At 39.1% G+C, this 19485-nt stretch carries 22 protein-coding genes; 15 read left to right on the top strand and 7 right to left on the bottom strand.

The genetic code is table 11. From position 1 onward, the window contains the following. Nucleotides 1–3: 3 nt before the first annotated feature. Nucleotides 4–213 carry a DNA-dependent RNA polymerase subunit epsilon gene (locus tag AB986_RS06090; protein WP_048309974.1) on the bottom strand — a complete coding sequence of 70 codons (210 nt, stop codon included), beginning with the start codon at nt 211–213 and terminating at the stop codon, nt 4–6. 365 nt (nt 214–578) lie between these two features. Between AB986_RS06090 and AB986_RS06085 the strand changes: the two genes are divergently transcribed. Beyond that, nucleotides 579–1484: a DMT family transporter gene (locus AB986_RS06085; RefSeq protein WP_084006413.1), complete on the top strand. Its 906-nt coding sequence runs from the start codon at nt 579–581 to the stop codon at nt 1482–1484. 34 nt (nt 1485–1518) lie between these two features. Continuing rightward, nucleotides 1519–2295, top strand: a complete 777-nt coding sequence (locus AB986_RS06080; RefSeq protein WP_048309972.1) for a Cof-type HAD-IIB family hydrolase — start codon at nt 1519–1521, stop codon at nt 2293–2295. Between the two features lie 267 nt (nt 2296–2562). Here AB986_RS06080 and def read toward each other — a convergent pair whose 3' ends face one another. Continuing rightward, the gene (gene def / locus AB986_RS06075) at nt 2563–3105 is read right to left on the bottom strand and encodes a peptide deformylase (RefSeq protein ID WP_048309971.1); all 543 of its coding nucleotides are present in this window, start codon (nt 3103–3105) and stop codon (nt 2563–2565) included. A gap of 315 nt (nt 3106–3420) precedes the next feature. Here def and AB986_RS06070 point away from each other — a divergent pair, with 315 nt between their 5' ends. The 6 genes from AB986_RS06070 to AB986_RS06045 all read left to right on the top strand — a co-directional run bounded on the left by AB986_RS06070 (nt 3421) and on the right by AB986_RS06045 (nt 10058). Further along, the gene (locus tag AB986_RS06070; protein WP_161797336.1) at nt 3421–4086 is read left to right on the top strand and encodes a YkyA family protein; all 666 of its coding nucleotides are present in this window, start codon (nt 3421–3423) and stop codon (nt 4084–4086) included. 580 nt (nt 4087–4666) lie between these two features. After that, a complete protein-coding gene (gene pdhA, locus AB986_RS06065) occupies nt 4667–5749 on the top strand; it encodes a pyruvate dehydrogenase (acetyl-transferring) E1 component subunit alpha (RefSeq protein WP_048309970.1) in 1083 nt (360 codons plus the stop codon). A gap of 3 nt (nt 5750–5752) precedes the next feature. Continuing rightward, a complete protein-coding gene (locus AB986_RS06060; RefSeq protein ID WP_048309969.1) occupies nt 5753–6730 on the top strand; it encodes an alpha-ketoacid dehydrogenase subunit beta in 978 nt (325 codons plus the stop codon). Between the two features lie 99 nt (nt 6731–6829). After that, complete coding sequence (locus tag AB986_RS06055) at nt 6830–8155, top strand: dihydrolipoamide acetyltransferase family protein (protein WP_048309968.1); 1326 nt, start codon at nt 6830–6832, stop codon at nt 8153–8155. Nucleotides 8156–8159: 4 nt separating this feature from the next. Next, the gene (gene lpdA, locus AB986_RS06050) at nt 8160–9569 is read left to right on the top strand and encodes a dihydrolipoyl dehydrogenase (RefSeq protein ID WP_048309967.1); all 1410 of its coding nucleotides are present in this window, start codon (nt 8160–8162) and stop codon (nt 9567–9569) included. 249 nt (nt 9570–9818) lie between these two features. After that, a complete protein-coding gene (locus AB986_RS06045; protein ID WP_048309966.1) occupies nt 9819–10058 on the top strand; it encodes a hypothetical protein in 240 nt (79 codons plus the stop codon). A gap of 59 nt (nt 10059–10117) precedes the next feature. Here the strand turns inward: AB986_RS06045 and AB986_RS06040 are convergent, their stop codons facing one another. Beyond that, the gene (locus AB986_RS06040; protein ID WP_048309965.1) at nt 10118–11632 is read right to left on the bottom strand and encodes a glycine betaine uptake BCCT transporter; all 1515 of its coding nucleotides are present in this window, start codon (nt 11630–11632) and stop codon (nt 10118–10120) included. A 434-nt stretch (nt 11633–12066) separates the two neighbouring features. Here AB986_RS06040 and AB986_RS06035 point away from each other — a divergent pair, with 434 nt between their 5' ends. Beyond that, nucleotides 12067–12927 (top strand): polysaccharide deacetylase family protein, encoded by an 861-nt coding sequence (locus AB986_RS06035; protein WP_048309964.1) that lies wholly within the window; start codon nt 12067–12069, stop codon nt 12925–12927. A 17-nt stretch (nt 12928–12944) separates the two neighbouring features. Here AB986_RS06035 and AB986_RS06030 read toward each other — a convergent pair whose 3' ends face one another. Next, on the bottom strand, nt 12945–13322 hold the full coding sequence (locus AB986_RS06030; protein ID WP_048309963.1) for a DUF1885 family protein: 378 nt from the start codon (nt 13320–13322) through the stop codon (nt 12945–12947). 204 nt (nt 13323–13526) lie between these two features. Between AB986_RS06030 and AB986_RS21495 the strand changes: the two genes are divergently transcribed. Next, complete coding sequence (locus AB986_RS21495; RefSeq protein ID WP_084006411.1) at nt 13527–13640, top strand: GapA-binding peptide SR1P; 114 nt, start codon at nt 13527–13529, stop codon at nt 13638–13640. A 34-nt stretch (nt 13641–13674) separates the two neighbouring features. On the opposite strand, the gene AB986_RS06025 is transcribed toward AB986_RS21495, so the two are convergent. Continuing rightward, on the bottom strand, nt 13675–15150 hold the full coding sequence (locus tag AB986_RS06025; protein WP_048309962.1) for an aminotransferase class I/II-fold pyridoxal phosphate-dependent enzyme: 1476 nt from the start codon (nt 15148–15150) through the stop codon (nt 13675–13677). 260 nt (nt 15151–15410) lie between these two features. Here AB986_RS06025 and AB986_RS06020 point away from each other — a divergent pair, with 260 nt between their 5' ends. Together AB986_RS06020 and AB986_RS06015 are read left to right on the top strand one after the other, a co-directional pair. Next, nucleotides 15411–16376, top strand: a complete 966-nt coding sequence (locus AB986_RS06020) for an NAD(P)H-dependent flavin oxidoreductase (protein WP_048309961.1) — start codon at nt 15411–15413, stop codon at nt 16374–16376. 2 nt (nt 16377–16378) lie between these two features. Continuing rightward, on the top strand, nt 16379–16651 hold the full coding sequence (locus tag AB986_RS06015) for a UPF0223 family protein (RefSeq protein WP_048309960.1): 273 nt from the start codon (nt 16379–16381) through the stop codon (nt 16649–16651). Nucleotides 16652–16676: 25 nt separating this feature from the next. Here AB986_RS06015 and AB986_RS06010 read toward each other — a convergent pair whose 3' ends face one another. Then, nucleotides 16677–17306 carry a YktB family protein gene (locus AB986_RS06010; protein ID WP_048309959.1) on the bottom strand — a complete coding sequence of 210 codons (630 nt, stop codon included), beginning with the start codon at nt 17304–17306 and terminating at the stop codon, nt 16677–16679. A 258-nt stretch (nt 17307–17564) separates the two neighbouring features. Between AB986_RS06010 and AB986_RS06005 the strand changes: the two genes are divergently transcribed. From AB986_RS06005 to AB986_RS05995, 3 genes are all read left to right on the top strand, one after another. Continuing rightward, nucleotides 17565–17753, top strand: a complete 189-nt coding sequence (locus AB986_RS06005) for a hypothetical protein (protein ID WP_048309958.1) — start codon at nt 17565–17567, stop codon at nt 17751–17753. A gap of 91 nt (nt 17754–17844) precedes the next feature. Further along, nucleotides 17845–18687: an inositol monophosphatase family protein gene (locus AB986_RS06000; RefSeq protein WP_048309957.1), complete on the top strand. Its 843-nt coding sequence runs from the start codon at nt 17845–17847 to the stop codon at nt 18685–18687. After that, nucleotides 18684–19142 (top strand): GNAT family N-acetyltransferase, encoded by a 459-nt coding sequence (locus AB986_RS05995; protein WP_053216050.1) that lies wholly within the window; start codon nt 18684–18686, stop codon nt 19140–19142. Before AB986_RS06000 ends, AB986_RS05995 begins: the two co-directional genes overlap by 4 nt. Before the next feature lie 48 nt (nt 19143–19190). Here the strand turns inward: AB986_RS05995 and AB986_RS22260 are convergent, their stop codons facing one another. Continuing rightward, nucleotides 19191–19364, bottom strand: a complete 174-nt coding sequence (locus tag AB986_RS22260; RefSeq protein WP_161797335.1) for a DUF5325 family protein — start codon at nt 19362–19364, stop codon at nt 19191–19193. Nucleotides 19365–19485 lie beyond the last annotated feature (121 nt).

Raw genomic sequence — 19485 nt, 5'->3', positions numbered from 1 at the left:
AGTCTATACATTCTCCAATTCAAAGTGCTCTGATTTTTGCTCAAACTCAAGAAATTCATCTTCTACGGTTTGAATAAATTCGATGTTATGGTTACGTTCCTTTAATTTGTAACGAACTTCCCGTTCAGAATTAGCCTCAACGTACAGGCTCTTTGTTCGTTCTCTTACAGGAACCTCCTCTTTAGTGTCCTGATAAAAAACTTTATAAATCATTCTAAATCTCTCCTTAACTCAGACAATTTGTGTGCATCTCCATTTATTATATAGGAAATTGGTTTCTTTTTCATGTTTCTAGTGATATTTCCATTATAATTAGGAGAATTTGCACGATTTATTGAAAAAAAACGTTATTCAATAGAGTGTTTTGGTTGTGGGAAAAGTACATTTCTCCACGTTTGCTTTAGTTTACGCTTCATTTTTCGATACAAGTTTCTCATCCTTTCTTTTTTATTGGCTATTGTTATTATTTATCAGTACTCTATGAATTAGTTTGGAAAAAGGTGGGAATAAGTACCGAGAGACAGAAGTATGCATTTCCTGTACCATGTAAGAGGATGCATGAGTAGAGGAGTGGAGCCGTGAGACTTTTTGCAGCACTAATTTCATTAAGTTTAATTTGGGGCATGTCTTTCATGTTTATTAAATTAATTGTACCAGTTGTTGGACCATGGGGAGTTGTTTTTTATCGATGCCTACTTGGTGCTAGCGCAATCTTTATCTATCTCCTTATAAGAGGAAGGGTTTTAGAGTTGAAGAAGAAGCTACCGTGGGGTAGTCTGATCCTTGTAGGAATAATGAACGCAATCATTCCCTGGGGAATGATTGCATTAAGTGAAGAACGGATATCAAGCAGCCTTGCTGCAACATTAAATGCTACAACTCCGCTTTTCACAACTGTGCTTGGTGCCCTTTTCTTTGGGCGAATTCTAAAAGGTAAACAATGGTCTGGAATTATTGTGGGTTTTATTGGAATCCTTTTTCTAATTGATCTCGATCTAACAGCGTTATTTAAAGAAGATTGGCGCGGTATTGTTCCTATGTTGTTTGCTACAGCTTGCTATGGCTTTGCTTCTCAATATGCAAAAAAGAAACTTACAGCTGTCCCTGTAGACGTTCTTGCTCTCATTACATTATCGGTAGGAGCCCTTGGCGGATTAACTCTTATGTATTTAACGGGTGAAGGGACTGAGCAGTTTACGTTACTGCTTCAACGTGATATTCTAATATCGCTATTTGGTCTTGGTGTACTTGGATCAGGCATAGCGTATCTGTTGTTCTATTATATGATTCAAAAAGGTAGCGCTGAATTCGCGACGCTTGTAACATACCTTGTACCTGTAACGGCTTTGATTTGGGGAAGTACCTATTTAAATGAAGCTATTACAATCCCAATGATAGTTGGTCTGCTATGTGTTTTTGCAGGGGTATACATGTCTAGTCGATCTACAAAAATTGCGCGAAATTCTTATAAGAAATCTGCCTAAGGCTGATTAAAATAATAAAGATAGGTGAGATAAGATGAACAATGAGAAAATTGTATTCTTTGATATCGATGGAACACTTTTAGATCACGATAAACAAATTCCAGCCTCAACTAGGGAGTCACTTAAAAAACTTACTGAAAACGGAATTCATGTAGCGATTGCAACAGGTAGAGCGCCATTCATGTTCGCGAACCTTCGTAAAGATCTGGGAATAAACACATTTATTAGCTTTAATGGACAATATGTCAAGCATGAGGATAACGTTGTTCTTACCAATCCTCTTAGCAAAGATGAGATTATTTCGTTAGAGGAAGCGGCTAAAGAGAATAATCATCCAATGGTATTCCTTGATCATGAAGCGATGATGAGCAACCATGATCAGCATCCGCATATTATGAAAAGCATGGACGATCTTAAAATGCACTATCCGGGCTTTGATCCGTCTTACTATCATTCAAGAGAGATTTATCAAGCGTTATTATTCTGTGAAAGTAATGAAGAAGCTAATTACCGTAACACTTACGGCAACCTAGACTTTATTCGCTGGCATGATTTCTCGATGGATGTAATACCTCCTGGTGGTTCAAAAGCAAGAGGAATTGAAGCTATGATTGAGCATCTTGGATTTAAACGTGAGAATACGTATGCTTTTGGCGATGCGTTAAACGACATTGAGATGCTGAAGTTCGCTGGAACAGGGATAGCGATGGGGAATGCATACGAAGAAGTGAAGAAGGTAGCAGATGTGATCACTGACCCAGTTGATCAAAACGGCATACGAAGCGGCCTAGAAAAAGTTGGGCTGCTTTAATAAAGTTAGTAGACATTGTTGTTATTGCGGTTAATTTCCGCTCCAGGATGCTCGCTTTCCGCGGGGCGGGCGGTGAGCCGCTCCAATCAGCTAAGAATAGTTCTTTATACAAAAAATCTTTAAGTGCAATAATCTTTTAAGAAAAGAGGCTTAATACAGGGCGACCTTTCACTCGAATGAGCCAAAAATCGAGAAATCAACTATATGAGCTAACATAGCCAATAAAAAGGATCGCGCAATGATTGCGCGATCCTTTTTATTAACATACTACCGATTGAGTGGCGATAATCCGCTAGCTTCCTCATTATCAATGCGATCATAAAACATGATTCCGTCGAGGTGATCAATTTCGTGTTGAACAACGATCGCTGGCAAGCCCTTTAATCTAATTTTTACCGGTTCACCCTCAGCATTTGTGCCTTTCACGGTAATTCTCGCAAACCTTGGAACGGCTCCTGGTACTTCACGGTCAACAGAAAGACAGCCTTCTCCTCCATCTAGAAAAGTCTTTTCTACTGAATGACTGATAATTTTGGGGTTCATTATTCCGTAGCTATATAACGTTCCTTTATGGTCTGTTACGTGTACAGCAATCATTCGCTTTCCAATTCCTATTTGAGGTGCTGCAATTCCAATCCCTGAACGAAGCTCATATTCCAGTGCAGTTTCTGGATCTTGACTGTTAATTAAGAATTGCTGCATATCTCGAAGAATTTGTTTCTCCTCTTCAGTAGCTGGAAGATCAATCTCCATAGCCTGCTCAGTTAGGATCGGATCTCCTTCTCTGCGAATATCTTTCATTGTTAACATGTAGTGTTTCACTCCTATTCAAAACGGTCTTCCTACTATATAAGTATATTCAAATTTATTGAAGGAATAAAGGATAAAGTAATCCATCATGTGTTTAGGCTTAGTTTAGCATATTAGTGAAAGGTATTATCTAGTGAAGATTGTACGTGTCTATACGCCTTATACATTTTAATATGTTAGAATGATTTTTTTGTGAGGGTGAATCGATCGATATAATATGAAAAATGAACTGTTCTATTGGGTTCTGTATTATGGTATAGTAATCAAGGTATAAATCTAATGGAATCAATTGGATATGTGGGGGGACTTCTTTTGTTGCGTAAATATCGTTTAGGAATTATTTCTCTATTTTTCTGTATTCTCATGGTTGGTTTAACTGGATGTCAATTTGGAAGTAGTACAGAAGAAAAAATGTACGACCATCTAGAGGAAACGGTTGCTCTCGAAGAACAATTTAGAGAACAGCAAAAGCCACTGGCTGAAGCAGAGAAGAAAGAGCAAGATATTTATAATGAAATTGTAGCACTAAGTATGGACGAGTTTGATAAAATCGAAAAGCTTTCTAAAGAAGCTGAAGAATACACTGTTAAAAGACTTGAGTACTTAAAGAAAGAAAAAGAGAGCATTGATGAAGCATACGAAGAATTCGAGGAGATCAAAGATTTAAGCGAAGACCTTGAAGGTAATGTGAAGGAAGATGCTAACACGGTTATAGACAAGATGGATAAGCGCTATAATGCATATGAAAAGTTACATAGTGAATATGAAGCTGGTGTTAAAGAAGATAAGGAGTTGTATAGCTCACTTCAAGATAAGGAGCTTACATTGGAGCAACTTCAAGATCAAATTAAAGTAATCAATGAACAGTACAGCAAGGTTGCTGAGCAAAAAGATGCTTTTAACAAATACACATCAGAATTTAACGATGCAAAAAAGGCGTTTTATAAGTCAGCTGAACTAGATGTTAACTACGGCGAATAATTCAAAACCACTCATCTTGAGTGGTTTTTTTATATATTTTGGCTAAGTTAGCTCATATTGTAGATTTCTCGAATGAGCAAAAAAGCATCGCTGTTCATTAACATAGCCTATATTAAATATAGAAACAGCATGATGAGGGAGTGATTCCTGACTTGAAATCTGTTAGGCTAACCAATCAAGGTGCACATTCTTCTTATTTAAACTAATACAGTTTGGGAAATCAGAATGTAACAGTTACTTTTTGTGATGTAATCTATAAATGATAAATCAATTAATTGACTTGAAACATACTGTATTGTAAACTTAAAAACGAACTTACTCATGAAGAGAAGCACTCCCTTATTCTTACTGATACAGCCTAATAAACGCAGTAATACATAGTACTAGGGATTATTTCTCCAGAAATAAGGGTATGACATTGAGTGTTGTCTAAAGAAAGCAATTTAATCATTGCAATCTGTCATTTAATAACGTTGAAATGGACATGCTAGTTATGTCTGTAAACTGAACGACCCACTCACAATTGCTAGTGCAATTAAATAATCTATCTCTTTATGAATGAAAGGATGAGGTGAAAGGTATGGGAACAAAAACCATCGAAAACATCGAAGGCCAATTTGAAATGTTCCAGATTCTAAATGAAAATGGCGAAATCGTTAATAAAGAAGCGATGCCTGAACTATCAGACGAGCAGCTTCAAGAATTAATGCACCGCATGGTGTATACACGTATTCTTGATCAGCGTTCAATCTCGTTGAACCGTCAGGGGCGTCTTGGATTTTACGCGCCTACTGCAGGACAGGAAGCTTCACAACTAGGAAGTCAATATGCACTTGATAAAGAAGATTGGATTCTTCCAGGTTACCGTGATGTTCCACAGATTATCTGGCACGGTCTTCCACTATATAAAGCATTTCTATTCTCACGTGGTCACTTTGTAGGAAACCAGGCTGACGGCCTTAACGTGTTGAGCCCTCAAATCATCATTGGTGCTCAAATCACACAAACTGCTGGTGTTGCACTTGGACTTAAGAAAAAAGGTAAGAAAAACGTAGCAATTACTTACACTGGTGACGGTGGTGCTTCTCAAGGTGATTTCTATGAAGGAATGAACTTTGCAGGTGCTTATGCAGCTCCAGCAATCTTTGTTGTTCAAAACAACCGTTTTGCAATTTCAGTTCCAGTTGAAAAGCAATCTGCAGCGAAAACTATCGCTCAAAAAGCAGTAGCTGCTGGTATTCAGGGTGTACAGGTAGACGGCATGGACGTGCTTGCAGTTTATAAAGCTGTGACTGACGCTCGTGAACGTGCGATCAATGGTGAAGGTCCAACTCTTATTGAGACAATGACTTACCGTTATGGTCCACATACAATGGCTGGTGACGATCCAACACGTTATCGTTCTGAAGATCTTGATAGCGAGTGGGAAAAGAAAGATCCAATCGTTCGCTTCCGTAAGTATCTTGAAAGCAAAGACCTTTGGAATGAAGAAAAAGAAAACGAAGTTGTAGCTAAAGCAAAAGAAGAAATTAAAGCTGCTATCAAAAAAGCAGACGGAACTCCGAAGCAGAAAGTAACGGATCTCATTTCTCATATGTATGAAGAGCTTCCTTACAACCTTCGCGAGCAATACGAACAATATAGTGCAAAGGAGTCGAAGTAAGCTATGGCGCAAATGACAATGATTCAAGCAATCACTGATGCGATGCGTACGGAGTTGAAAAATGACGAGAACGTACTCGTATTTGGTGAGGACGTAGGTCAAAACGGCGGCGTTTTCCGTGCGACAGAAGGACTTCAAAAAGAATTTGGTGAAGATCGTGTATTCGATACTCCACTTGCTGAGTCAGGTATCGGTGGTATGGCTATCGGGCTTGCACTAACTGGATTCCGTCCAGTACCAGAAGTTCAGTTCTTTGGATTTGTATACGAGGTAATGGATGCTATTTCCGGTCAAATGGCACGCCTTCGTTACCGTTCAGGCGGCTCTTTCCACGCGCCAATTACAGTTCGCTCACCATTTGGTGGTGGCGTTAAAACTCCTGAACTTCACGCTGACAGCCTTGAAGGGTTAATGGCACAACAACCTGGACTTAAAGTTGTTATTCCTTCAAACCCATACGATGCTAAAGGACTTCTCATCTCTGCGATTCGTGACAACGATCCAGTTATTTTCCTTGAGCACATGAAGCTTTATCGTTCTTTCCGTCAGGAAGTTCCAGAAGAAGAATACACAATTGAGATTGGTAAAGCTGAAGTGAAGCGTGAAGGTACTGATATCACGATTGTAACTTACGGTGCTATGGTACAAGCATCACTTAAAGCGGCAGAAGAGCTTGAGAAGGACGGCATTAGTGCTGAAGTAATCGACCTTCGTACAGTTAGCCCACTCGACATTGATACAATCATTGGATCTGTTGAAAAGACAAATCGCGCAATTGTTGTTCAGGAAGCTCAGAAACAAGCTGGTATTGCTGCGAATGTCGTTGCAGAAATTAACGACCGCGCTATTCTTAGCTTAGAAGCTCCAGTGCTTCGCGTAACGGCTCCTGATACAGTGTTTGCATTCTCGGCAGCAGAAGATGTATGGCTACCAGACCACACTGATATTATCGAGAAAGCAACACAGGTTGTTAAATTTTAATTAATTATTAATAAAAAAACATGAAGTGAAGCTGCGATCCGCGCTTCGCTTCAGAATTTATATAAGCAAATTTTTTCTACAATTAGGAGGCGAAGTCCCGTGGCATTTCAATTCAAGATGCCGGATATCGGTGAAGGTATCCATGAAGGCGAAATCGTAAAATGGTTTGTTAAATCAGGAGACGAAGTTAAAGAAGACGACATTCTTGCAGAAGTGCAAAATGATAAAGCTGTAGTTGAAATTCCTTCTCCAGTAGACGGTACAGTTAAGGAAGTTCACGCAGAAGAAGGCGCAACTGTAATCGTTGGCGATGTAGTTATTACATTTGACGCTGAAGGCTATGAAGATGCAGAAGAGGAGCCTGAAGCAGAGCAACCTCAAGCTGAAGAAGAAGAGCCTAAAGCTGAAGCGAAAACAGAAGCTAAAGAAGACAGCGCAGGATCAAAGCCACTTCCTGAAGACGACGAAGAAACGGACCCAACGAAGCGCGTAATCGCAATGCCAGCAGTACGTAAGTATGCTCGCGAAAACGGTGTTAGCATTTCTAAGGTTTCTGGTTCAGGTAAAAATGGACGAGTTGTTAAAGAAGATATTGATAACCACGTTAATGGCGGCGGAGAAGCATCTAAACCAGCTGAAACGACAGAAGCTCCACAAGCTTCAGAAGAGAAAGCTGAAACGGCTACTCAAGAAACGAAACAGCAGCCTGCTGCAGCATCTGCACAGCCTGAAACTCGTGAGAAGATGAAAGGTATGCGTAAAGCAATTGCAAAAGCAATGGTTAACTCTAAGCATACTGCTCCTCACGTAACTCATATGGATGAAGTTGTTGTAACTGACCTTGTTGCTCATCGTAAGAAGTTTAAACAATACGCTGCAGACAAAGATGTGAAGCTAACTTACCTTCCGTACGTTGTGAAAGCTCTTGTTTCAGCACTTCGTGAATTCCCTATGCTTAATGCTTCAATTGACGATTCAACTGACGAGATCGTTCACAAGCATTACTACAATATCGGTATTGCTGCTAACACTGACGCTGGACTTGTTGTACCAGTTGTGAAGGAAGCAGACCGTAAGCCACTTCTTAACGTTTCATCTGAAATTAATGAGTTGGCTAAAAAAGCTCGCGATGGTAAACTATCAGGGGACGATATGAAAGGCAGCACTTGCACAATTTCTAACCTGGGTTCTGCAGGCGGACAATGGTTTACGCCAATTATTAACAACCCAGATGCTGCTATTCTAGGTATTGGTCGCATTGAGGAGAAACCAGTTGTTATCGACGGAGAAATCGTTGCTGCACCTGTTCTTGCTCTATCGATCAGCTACGACCACAGACTTATTGATGGTGTAACAGCACAACTTGCTCTAAACCACATCAAGCGTCTGTTGAACGATCCACAACTCTTAATGATGGAGGCGTAATAATATGGTAGTAGGAGATTTTCCAATCGAATTAGACACACTTGTAGTAGGAGCTGGACCAGGTGGATATGTGGCTGCAATTCGTGCAGCACAGCTTGGTCAAAAAGTTGCCATTGCTGACAAAGGTACTCTAGGCGGCGTTTGCTTAAACGTTGGTTGTATCCCTTCAAAAGCAATGATTAATGCATCTCATAAATATGAGTCTGCAAAGCATTCTGATGATATCGGAATTACAGCTGAGAACGTGAGCGTTGACATGAAGAAAGTTCAGGAGTGGAAGTCTTCTGTTGTTGACAAGCTTACTGGCGGTGTAGCTGGACTTATGAAATCGAATAAAGTAGACGTTATTAGTGGTGAAGTTTATTTCGTAGATAAGAACACTGTTCGTATCATGGATGAAAAGAACTCTCAAACGTATACATTTAACAATTGCATCATTGCAACAGGATCTCGTCCAATTGAGCTTCCAAGCTTCAAATGGAGTAAACGCGTTATTTCATCAACTGGTGCTCTTGCACTGGATGAAGTTCCTAAGAAAATGGTTGTTATCGGTGGAGGGTACATCGGAATCGAGCTAGGTTCTGTTTATGCTAACTTCGGCACTGAAGTAACAATTCTTGAAGGTACGAAGCAAATTCTACCTGGATTCGAAAAACAAATGAGCTCTCTTGTTTCTCGTCGTCTTAAGAAGAAAGGTAATGTAGAAATCATTACTGAAGCTCTTGCACAAGGCGTAGAAGAAAAAGAAGATGGCGTAACAGTAACAGCAGAAATCAAAGGTGAAACGAAGACGTTTGACGCTGATTATGTTCTAGTTACAGTTGGCCGTAAGCCAAATACAAATGAAATCGGTCTTGAAGAACTTGGCGTTGAAATGACGGACAAAGGTCTTGTGAAGATCGACAAGCAGTGTCGTACGAACTTCGATAATATCTATGCAATTGGAGATATCGTTGAAGGTCCTGCACTTGCTCACAAAGCTTCTTATGAAGGTAAAGTTGCTGCTGAGGCTATTAGCGGTGAAAATTCCGTCATTGACTATCTAGCGATTCCTGCAGTTGTATTCTCTGAGCCAGAATTGGCATCAGTTGGATACTCTGAGAAGGAAGCGAAAGATGCAGGATTTGATGCGAAAGCATCTAAGTTCCCATTCGGAGCTAACGGTCGTGCTCTTTCTCTAAACGATAGTGAAGGCTTTATGAAGCTAATCACTCGTAAGGAAGACGGTCTTGTGATCGGCGCTCAAATTGCTGGTCCTAACGCTTCTGATATGATTGCTGAGCTTGGCCTAGCAATTGAAGCTGGTATGACAGCTGAAGATATTGCACTTACAATCCACGCTCACCCAACACTTGGAGAAATTACAATGGAAGCTGCAGAAGTAGCTCTAGGTACTCCAATTCATATTGGTTAATAACTAAACGAAGACTCGGTGAATCATTCACCGGGTCTTTTTTAGTTTCTTTTCTAACTGATTGTTGCTTTTGAAATATTTATTAAATAGAAAACCACACTTCGCTAATTGGAGCATCCGGGAGCAGAAATTAACTATTCCTTTATTAAGAAAGCAGCTTTTTTCTATCTTTAAATTGTTGTTAAATAAGGTAAATGAACATATTAAAGAGTATTCCAGCATATACGTTCAGCGTAAGGAGGGAAAAGCTTGCTAAGACATGGGGGAGTTCTATTCATACAACTATGTATTTGGTTCGCATTTTTTCTTGTGATTCACCAATCTGGACACGATCATTTATCATATAAAGTGATGCTATTCTTTGTGTTTCTTTATCTGATTTGCACGCTTACCGTTAAACTTATTGCTAAAAGCAAAGCAATCCTTATTTTGATGACTCTTTCTACAACGCTCTATCTTATGACAGAGCTCCTATTAATTATTAGTTAAGAGATCTTCTCATACATAAAAAAAGCCACCACCGAACATTTGGTAGTGGCTTCTTCTTGTTATTTAGTATTAGATTCATCTTTTTTAGAACGTGGTGGTACTTTCTCTTCTTTAAAGGCCTTTATGAGTGAAATAATCATCCCGATGATAATAATTGCAAATGGGAAGGCTGCTATGATTGACGCCGTTTGAAGTGCACCAAGTCCTCCAGACCAAAGTAGCACAGCTGCTGCAGAAGATTGAATCACACCCCAAGTTAATTTAATCTTGGTAGAAGGATTCATACTTCCGTTCGTTGTTTGCATACCAAGTACAAACGTTGCAGAATCGGCAGAAGTAATAAAGAAAGTACTAATTAGTAGGATCGCAATAATAGACATAATCGTACCCAATGGATATTGCTCTAATACAGCAAAGAGTGCTACTTCCATACCCTGATTGCTAATGATGTCATAAATACCGGTACCAGCCATATCAAGTGAGATGGCAGATCCACCGAATACTGAGAACCACAAACCACCAAAGATGGTAGGAACCAATAGAACTCCTAGAACAAACTCACGTATTGTTCTCCCTTTAGATACACGAGCGATAAATGTACCAACGAATGGTGCCCATGCAATCCACCATGCCCAGTAGAAGATTGTCCAACTTTGTATCCAAGATGATCCTTCAAATGGTCTCATGCGAAGACTCATGCTAGGCAAATTCTGAACGTATGAGCCTAGAGTAGAAGTGAAGAGATCCATAATAAAGTTTGTTGGACCAGCGAAAAGTAAGAAGAACATAAGTAATATCGCAAGAACGATATTTGTATTACTGAGATACTTTATGCCTTTTGAAATTCCAGTGGAAGCGGAAATCATGTAAAGCACTGTAACAATCAATATAATGATGAACTGTGTATTAAATGAATTCTCGACGCCTGTTAAGTAAGAAACTCCTCCACCAATTTGAGAAGCACCGAATCCAAGGGAAGTTGCAACACCAAATACAGTTGCGATAACTGCGATAACATCAATAATCTTACCAATCGGACCATAAACACGATCACCGAGGATCGGATAGAAAACGGCACTTATAAGACCAGGTGCACCTTTTCTGAATTTAAAGAAAGCAAGTGCTAAAGCAACGATCGTATAGATTGCCCATGGGTGAAGTCCCCAATGAAAGAAACTGTACTGAAAGGCCAAGCGAGCAGCTTCGTCAGATTCTGAAGCTGCACCTGCTGGTGGGTCATAGTAGTGAAACATTGGCTCTGCTACGCCCCAGAATACTAGCCCAATTCCCATACCAGCGGAGAAAAGCATTGCAAACCATGTGATGAGGTTATACTCTGGCACATCCGTCTCTTTTCCTAGACGGAGTCTACCGTATTTAGAGAAGATGAGGTAAATAGCAAAAATCAAGAATCCGGATGCTGCTAGTAGATAAAACCAGCCAAACTTCACTTGTAGAAAACTTTGAAGTGAGGATGTCGTAGAATCTAATGATTCTGGAGAAATTGTTCCCCATGAAATAAAGAGGATCGACAATATGACAGAAATAATAAAGACTGTAGTAAGTTTATTCATATTACATCATTACCTTTCTAATATCTTATTTTTCTTAAGAAGCTTTTCTTGACGATTGGTGTTAGTAAAGAGGGTATCGGATTAATATCACCCTATGTACTTGGTTGAAGCGTAAAACGCCAGGAGCAGAAATCAATCACTGCGTGCAACAAGATTTATTAAGTATGATGTTCTAAATGTTGCCCGCTGTTGACAAAACTATGCAATCCACTATTGCATTACCAGTGTTTTACAGAAAGTTTTCAGTTACGAAAAAGGCACGCTTTCTAGTATATTTGTTGTTTACAATGATGTAAAGGAAAAACACATGGCAGGTATTTAGTCAGAATAATAGTTTAATTACACCAATAAGATGGTTAATTGTGACAATCTTCTCTTTATCCTCCTCATCACTTGGTATATGATGAGGAGAGACTATAGAGGGAGAGAAAGATATGAAAAAAATACTTAAATGGGTAACACTAGCTACTTTGCTTTTGGTAGCAGCGTGTTCGACAAATGCTGGGACGGAAACAAACGAAACTAATGAGCAACAAGGTACTAATAACGAAGAAACAAATGAGGCAACTGCAAATAAAGATAGCGAGGAAACGCAAGACGAAACTTCTGAAGAGCCTAAGGATAAAGAAGAAGAGGTAGTAACAGAAGAAAACGCTACTCCTGAATATAGGTTAAATGAAGCAATATGGGGTTTTGAACCAATTAATGATGCGCCAGAGGAAGCCGTTCTACTTACAATTGATGATGCACCAGATGAAAATTCTGTAGACATGGCAAAAACACTTAAGGAACTTGATGCCCCAGCGATTTTCTTTGTAAACGGTCATTTTCTTGATACTGAAGAAGAAAAAGCGCGTTTGAAAGAAATTCATGATATGGGATTTGCGATTGGAAATCACACGATGTCACATTCAGATCTTAAAACATTATCAGAAGAAGAACAAAGAGAAGAAATTTTGAAATTAAGTGACTTAATCGAAGAAATAATAGGAGAAAAACCTGAATTTTTCCGAGCGCCGTTTGGTTCTAATACAGATTATTCGAAATCCCTAGTGAAAGAAGAGGGTATGCTCCTAATGAACTGGACGTATGGCTACGACTGGGAAAAGCAATATCAGGAGAAAGGTGCACTTGCAGACATCATGGTCAATACATCACTTCTTCAGAATGGTGCAAACCTCTTAATGCATGATCGGGATTGGACAGCAGCTGCGCTAGAAGATATTGTAACTGGATTGAGAGAAAAAGACTACAGCTTAATCAAGCCCGAAGAAATTGAACCGTTACAAAAATAAACAGCCCACCGGGCTGTTTATTTTTGTGAATGGTGAATGACTCTACCGTTGAAAAGTGTCAATTCCGCCTTTAATTTCATAGCAAGAAACTTACACAATTCATTTGCCTTCGCCTTATCTCCATGAGTTGATTGATCAGGTAGTACTACCTGAATACCCTTTTCTGATAATCCAATAATAATCATTCTGTAATTCTCATTTTTACCCTTTAAATAAAACCACTCATTTCCTTCTTTCTCAACTAATTCATATGGATAGGCAGAGTCACCATAAGACCATGAGAGCTGTTCACCGGTTTTTGTCATGATTTCTTCGTAATAGATGAGAAGGTCTTTGACTGTGGCAAGGTTAATGTCGCCTATTTCCCTTGGAGTGAGATAAGCACTTTGAGGCATAGAATTCCCCCTTCTTCATAGATATAGTTTACATCCAAAGTAGTTTTCTGACAATTAACTATTTATGATGCAAATGAACACATAATGAACATAAAAAGAATACAATGTGATATACAATATAGTGTTGACAAAACAATTGTGACACACTATTATGGAGTTAAGCGAAACGGAAGCGTTTTCAAAATTACTTAGGGAGTGTTGAAAATGGGTATTATTATTTGTTCTACTTGTGAGAAAACAATTGATCATGTAAGCGGAGAGAAAGTAAGCACACTATACAGCAGATGTCCAGAATGCAATAAAAAAGATAGAAAATAAGATAATAAATAAGAGGTGGCCAAATGGCTACCTCTTATTTAATTGCCTTATATTCTTTTATAACACGAATCATCTTCAATTCATCATCTTCTGGTCCTTGTACAGGAAGCCCGGCTTCAATGTTCTCATCTATATATTGAAGATTTTCTTCCGTAATCACTTCACCGGGGATGAAAATTGGAATGCCTGGTGGATATACCATTACGAATTCAGCAATCGTTCTACCCGCTGATTCTTTAAATGGAATGACCTCTGTTTCTGAATAGAAAGCATCTCGTGGCGAAACAGCTAGAATTGGAATATCTGGCGCATGAACATCAAATTTCTTCGTTGTTTCTCCTCCTGATTCTCGAAATGCTTCTACCATATCTTTTAACGCATAAACAAGTGCACTTGTTGTTTCCTCAGTATCTCCGGGCGTAACGATGCAAAGAAGATTATATAAGTCTGAAAGCTCAACTTCTAAATTTGCTTCTTTTCGTAACCATACCTCTGCTTCGTATCCTGTAATGCCAAGGTCATGAACTGAAATAATCAGTTTTGTAGGGTCGTAATCATACGTAGCATCTGTCCCAAGAATTTCTTTCCCTACACAATATAGCGGAGAGATCCCATTGATCTCTTCACGCGTTTTTTCTGCTAGTTGAATGGACTGCTCAATCAGTTCATAACCGTCCATCACAAGTCTCTTTCTCGCTACATCAAGTGAAGCGAGGAGAAGGTAAGAAGTAGAGGTAGTCGTTAACATACTAATAATGGTTTGGACACGCTTTGCAGATATAAGACCTTCCTTAACATTTAGCACAGAGCTTTGAGTCATCGACCCACCAAGCTTGTGCACACTTGTAGCTGCCATATCAGCTCCAGCTTGCATAGCTGAAAGGGGAAGACGATCATGGAAATGAATATGAACACCATGAGCTTCATCTACTAATACAGGAACATCATAATCGTGAGAGATTGAAACAATTTCTTCAAGATTCGCTGATATTCCAAAATAAGTTGGATTGATGACAAGTACGCCTTTTGCATCTGGGTGCTGTTCAAGTGCTTTTTTAACTGCATTTGGTGTAATGCCGTGTGATATGCCAAGCTTTGGATCTATTTCAGGGTGAATGAACACTGGAGTTGCACCCGAGAAGATAATGGCAGACATAACGGACTTATGAACGTTTCTTGGAACAATAATTTTATCTCCAGGCGAACAAACCGTCATTACCATCGTCATAATGGCTCCACTTGTCCCCTGAACTGAAAAGAACGTTGCATCGGCTCCAAATGCTTCAGCTGCAAGATCCTGCGCTTTCTTAATCATGCCATGAGGATGATGTAGATCATCGAGAGGTTGAATATTAATTAAATCAATTGATAGGGCGTTATCCCCAATAAAGGAACGAAATTCAGGATCCATTCCTTTCCCTTTTTTGTGTCCGGGTATATGAAATTGAATCGGGTTTTTAGTAGCGTGGTTTACTAAACCGGTAAATAGTGGTGTTTCGTTTTGTTGCAAATTCAGCACCTCTTTATTTATACTTTAAAAGATAAAGCTCTCCACAGTATAGAATGGAAAGCCTAGTTGTTATGGAATTAAACTTCATGTAGTATATTTCTTTTATAGTGACATTTTCCCCTACGTATTCCTTAAACAAACTGAGTATAATCACCTGGAACATAATTTGCAAGTTTTATTTTCATGGACCACATCATTACTAGTGTAAAGAGGACTTTTAAGTCGATTCTCGAATTGTCTAAAACAAGGAGAGGATAACAATGAAGTGGAATACTCGTCTAACTAAATTACTTGGAATTGAACGTCCAATTATCCAGGGTGGCCTTGCATATCTTGCATACCATGAGCTTGCTTCTGCTGTTAGCAATGCAGGCGGTCTTGGTCAATTAACGGCTATGTCGATGGACTCAGCAGAACAATTAAGGGAAGAAATTAAGCTAACAAAAAGAAAGACATCCAGGCCATTTGCAGTGAACTTTGCAATTGGGCAACACGGAAGACCTTTTGAACATATGATTGAAGCTGCTTTGGATGAAGGAATAACGATTATCTCTGTTACAGGAGGGAACCCAAAACCCATTTTCGATCTTGTAAAAGGAACAGAAGTTAAGGTCCTCGTATTAACAGCAGGTAAACGACAAGCTCTCAAAGCTGAGGAATTAGGTGCCGCTGCAGTCATGGTAGTTGGTCAAGAAGGTGGAGGTCACCTTGGGAAAGAAGACACGGGTACAATGGTGCTTGTTCCTCAAGTTGTAGATGCTCTTTCTATTCCAGTAATTGCATCTGGGGGAATTGCTAACGGTCGTGGATTGATGGCCTCACTTGCGCTTGGTGCAGAAGGTATAGAGATGGGGACAAGGTTTATTGCAACAAAGGAATGCACACACGCTCATACTAACTATAAGGAAAGAATACTTGCAAGTAGTGAAACAGATACTGCTATTATTAAAAGGAGTATTGGCGCCCCAGCAAGAGTCATTCGAAATTCGTTCACTGATCAAATCAATGAGATTGATAACGGCGACTATGAAAGACTTAAACCATACATAAGTGGTGAAGCGAACAGGAAGTTTATTTATGAAGGCAGAGAAGAAGAAGGATTTGCTTGGGCAGGCCAAGTAATTGGTGCAATTAACGATGTGCCATCCGTTCAAGAATTATTTGATCGGATTGATCTTGAAGCAGAACAAATAATATCAAAATGGAACTTTATGAAAGGGGAATGAGAATGGAAGTGCAATACCCGCTTTCGATTGAGTGGAGCAAAGAAGAAGTTATTAAGGTGGTTTCCTTTTTCCAATTAATCGAGAAAGCTTACGATAACGGAGTTAATAAAGGGCAATTAGTTAGTGCATATCATGAATTTAAAGATGTTGTACCATCTAAGTCCGAAGAAAAACAGCTGTTTAAACAATTTGATAGGGAAACAGGCTATTCAACTTATCATACCGTAAAAGAAGCGAGAGAAACGGAACGTGACAAGGTGTTAATGAATAAATAGAACCAGGAGGCAATGCCTCCTGGTTCTATTTGCTTTCTTCTAAAGAAAGTTTATAAATTGGCATTACTGTTTCGAAGGTTTCTTTAACAGCAGCAATAAACTTATCTCCATCTTTAAGGATTGGATCATCACTAGAAATATGTCGACCGACTAAGAACTCGCCTTTTTTAACATCTCGAAAACGTGTGAGAACCTTTTCTAAATCTGCGTCTTTGACTATTTCACTAGCACCTTTTTTGGTGTGATCAGTAGAAATCATGTAGGATGACGGAATTCGTTTGTGAATTTCATTAAGATGATCTAGAAACATAGTAGCCATTTCTTGCTTTCCGGGTAATTCGTATATATAAGCTAACCAGATAAAGACGTGATCATCAAACAACCCAATTTGGAAATGAGGAAGCATCTTATAACCACGTTTGCTATCTGAAAACGCCATCCATGTATCAACTGGCGGGTTTTTTGTACGCCGTGCATGTTTTGCAATGTGCAAGTGCATTTCATTTCCTGTAAGTATTTCTAACTCACTTTGAACACCTTTACTAATTTCTATGAATTTTGGCTGAATGCGTTCTTGAATTGCTTCCATTCTTGATTCTAACCCTTCAATTTGGAATGCATCAAAATCGCTAAGTGTAAATCCATTAAATGACATAATAACCTCCAGTATGACAATATATGATGCTCATAGTTTATCATATAAAAGGGTTGAGTATGAAAGTTGACGCTTTATGCACATACCTAGGTTTGAAAAATACGCAAAAGAGGAAAAATACTAACAAATAAAGAGGTTGCATAGTTGGAAGAGAAGGCATAAGATATAGTAATCAAAGCAGAAATATCAGAATATTCAGTTTTATGTTCTGGTATCGCATATACTGCTTAAATGAAAAGAAGAGGGGTGTAGGTTACCATGAAACAAGTGATTCAGTCATTGCAGAGAAACGAGGCAGAAAAACGGATTCCGGTGCTGAGAATGGAAATTGACTATGAATTGGCAACACTACACGATGCAATGACGGCTAGTGATAAAGATGAGATGAAACGATGCAAAGGAAAGCTTGAACTGTTAAGGCAGGAAATGATTCGATTAGAGGCATGATGAACGAACCTTGCAAAAAGGTTCGTTTTTTCTGTTTTTCCTGTCATAATAATATATATAGAATGAAATTATAGTTAAAGGAGAACGAATCATGACACTAGAAACCAACTGGAATCAGATATATGAAGATGCAAAAGGGTGGATTCGTGAAGCGGGTGAAGAAATCATTGCTTCTTTTACAACCTCCTTTGCAATTGATACGAAAAGCAACCCGAATGATCTTGTAACGGATATTGATAAGGAAACAGAGAAGTTTTTTATTGAACGCATTAAGAAGATATATCCTAGCCACAGGATCATGGGAGAAGAAGGCTTCGGAGATCAAGTTGAAGATTTGAGCGGAGTGATTTGGTTTCTTGATCCTATTGATGGAACGATGAATTTCGTTCATCAGCAAACGAATTTTGCAATCTCTATCGGGATTTATGAAGATGGGGTTGGAAAAGCCGCTTTTATCTATGATGTAACAAAGGATGAGCTATACCATTGTTCGAAAGGGACAGGGTTATATTTAAATAATGAGAAATTAAAACCACTGGAACCTGTTAAGCTTTCTGAATCCCTTCTTGCTATTAATGCAACGTGGGTAACAGAGAACCACCGCATAGATCCGAGAACATTTTCACCACTGTTAAAAAAAATCAGAGGAACCAGATCTTACGGAAGTGCTGCCATTGAAATGGCTTATGTTGCTGCAGGTAGACTGGACGGGTATGTGTCGTTGCGCCTTGCGCCCTGGGATTTCGCTGCAGGGAAATTACTGATTGAGGAAGCAGGCGGTGTATGTACAACCGTTGATAACAAGCCCATTAACCTTCTAGATAAAAACACGATTTTTGTAGGTAACGAAACATTCCATTCTCAAGTGCAAAAAGATTACATACAACCTGCTCTTGATCAGAACTATTATTTGAAGACGCCTTCAACGAAATGATTGGAGTTCATCGTAAAGAGTTTGATGGAAGCCTTGTTGATTATCTCTTTGAATGGACAAGCTCTGATCATAAATGGCTATTAGAGGAACTGGGCAGACTACCTAGTGAGGAAGATTTGATTTCCTATGTCCAGATGTATGAAGGAATGGGTTGTGTTTTTCAAGTATGGCTTAAGAATAACGAACCGGTAGCAATAACATGCGTGCTAAACAAAGCACCATCTAATCATAAACCTTGGATTGGCATGATCGTCGTTCGTCCCGAATGTAGACGTGAAGGGATTGGACGTGAGGTTATTCAAGAAATAACTGGAGAATTTGCTGATGTCGTTTTTGCTGGCATTCCATACGACATGAATGATTGGAGTCTTTTTCTAGGACAAAGCGGATTTGAACAATACGGTATTGAGAAACAAGAAAAGGGTAACTATCTAATTTTTGTTCATCCTGGATAATTAACAAAAAAATAAACAGAGCTATTGAAAAACAGCTCTGTTTATCGGTTACTGTTCTGCTTTTCGTTTAATTCGAAAGCCCATTCCCATAAAGAAACCTACTCCAAGAAAAGAAAGAATCCCACCGATCCAGCTTTGTTCAGCTATAGATACGCCGATTGCGCACATACTCGCAACCGCTAGAATGGCCATTAAGAGTAAAAGGAAATTATGCTTGTTCATGCGGAAAGCCCCCTTTATAATACTAGTGTACAATAACCAGGTTCATGGTGAAAGAAGAGAAATTTCGCGTAAAGCAATATATGTGTTATAATGGTCTAGTTATTGAGTTTATCGTCAGATA

Origin of the sequence: Guptibacillus hwajinpoensis, assembly GCF_001039475.1 — a bacterium.
In the GTDB taxonomy this organism is placed as follows: domain Bacteria; phylum Bacillota; class Bacilli; order Bacillales; family Guptibacillaceae; genus Guptibacillus; species Guptibacillus hwajinpoensis.
The sequence above is the reverse complement of the archived record's forward strand: the minus strand, read 5'-3'. Positions and strand labels throughout refer to the sequence as shown.

Excerpts from the sequence above, each read along its gene's own strand:
- AB986_RS06090 (WP_048309974.1), bottom strand. The coding sequence starts at position 213 with ATGATTTATAAAGTTTTTTATCAGGACACTAAAGAGGAGGTTCCTGTA.
- AB986_RS06080 (WP_048309972.1), top strand. The coding sequence starts at position 1,519 with ATGAACAATGAGAAAATTGTATTCTTTGATATCGATGGAACACTTTTA.
- def (WP_048309971.1), bottom strand. The coding sequence starts at position 3,105 with ATGTTAACAATGAAAGATATTCGCAGAGAAGGAGATCCGATCCTAACT.
- pdhA (WP_048309970.1), top strand. The coding sequence starts at position 4,667 with ATGGGAACAAAAACCATCGAAAACATCGAAGGCCAATTTGAAATGTTC.
- AB986_RS06060 (WP_048309969.1), top strand. The coding sequence starts at position 5,753 with ATGGCGCAAATGACAATGATTCAAGCAATCACTGATGCGATGCGTACG.
- lpdA (WP_048309967.1), top strand. The coding sequence starts at position 8,160 with ATGGTAGTAGGAGATTTTCCAATCGAATTAGACACACTTGTAGTAGGA.
- AB986_RS06040 (WP_048309965.1), bottom strand. The coding sequence starts at position 11,632 with ATGAATAAACTTACTACAGTCTTTATTATTTCTGTCATATTGTCGATC.
- AB986_RS06035 (WP_048309964.1), top strand. The coding sequence starts at position 12,067 with ATGAAAAAAATACTTAAATGGGTAACACTAGCTACTTTGCTTTTGGTA.
- AB986_RS06030 (WP_048309963.1), bottom strand. The coding sequence starts at position 13,322 with ATGCCTCAAAGTGCTTATCTCACTCCAAGGGAAATAGGCGACATTAAC.
- AB986_RS21495 (WP_084006411.1), top strand. The coding sequence starts at position 13,527 with ATGGGTATTATTATTTGTTCTACTTGTGAGAAAACAATTGATCATGTA.
- AB986_RS06020 (WP_048309961.1), top strand. The coding sequence starts at position 15,411 with ATGAAGTGGAATACTCGTCTAACTAAATTACTTGGAATTGAACGTCCA.
- AB986_RS06015 (WP_048309960.1), top strand. The coding sequence starts at position 16,379 with ATGGAAGTGCAATACCCGCTTTCGATTGAGTGGAGCAAAGAAGAAGTT.
- AB986_RS06010 (WP_048309959.1), bottom strand. The coding sequence starts at position 17,306 with ATGTCATTTAATGGATTTACACTTAGCGATTTTGATGCATTCCAAATT.
- AB986_RS06005 (WP_048309958.1), top strand. The coding sequence starts at position 17,565 with ATGAAACAAGTGATTCAGTCATTGCAGAGAAACGAGGCAGAAAAACGG.
- AB986_RS06000 (WP_048309957.1), top strand. The coding sequence starts at position 17,845 with ATGACACTAGAAACCAACTGGAATCAGATATATGAAGATGCAAAAGGG.
- AB986_RS05995 (WP_053216050.1), top strand. The coding sequence starts at position 18,684 with ATGATTGGAGTTCATCGTAAAGAGTTTGATGGAAGCCTTGTTGATTAT.
- AB986_RS22260 (WP_161797335.1), bottom strand. The coding sequence starts at position 19,364 with ATGAACAAGCATAATTTCCTTTTACTCTTAATGGCCATTCTAGCGGTT.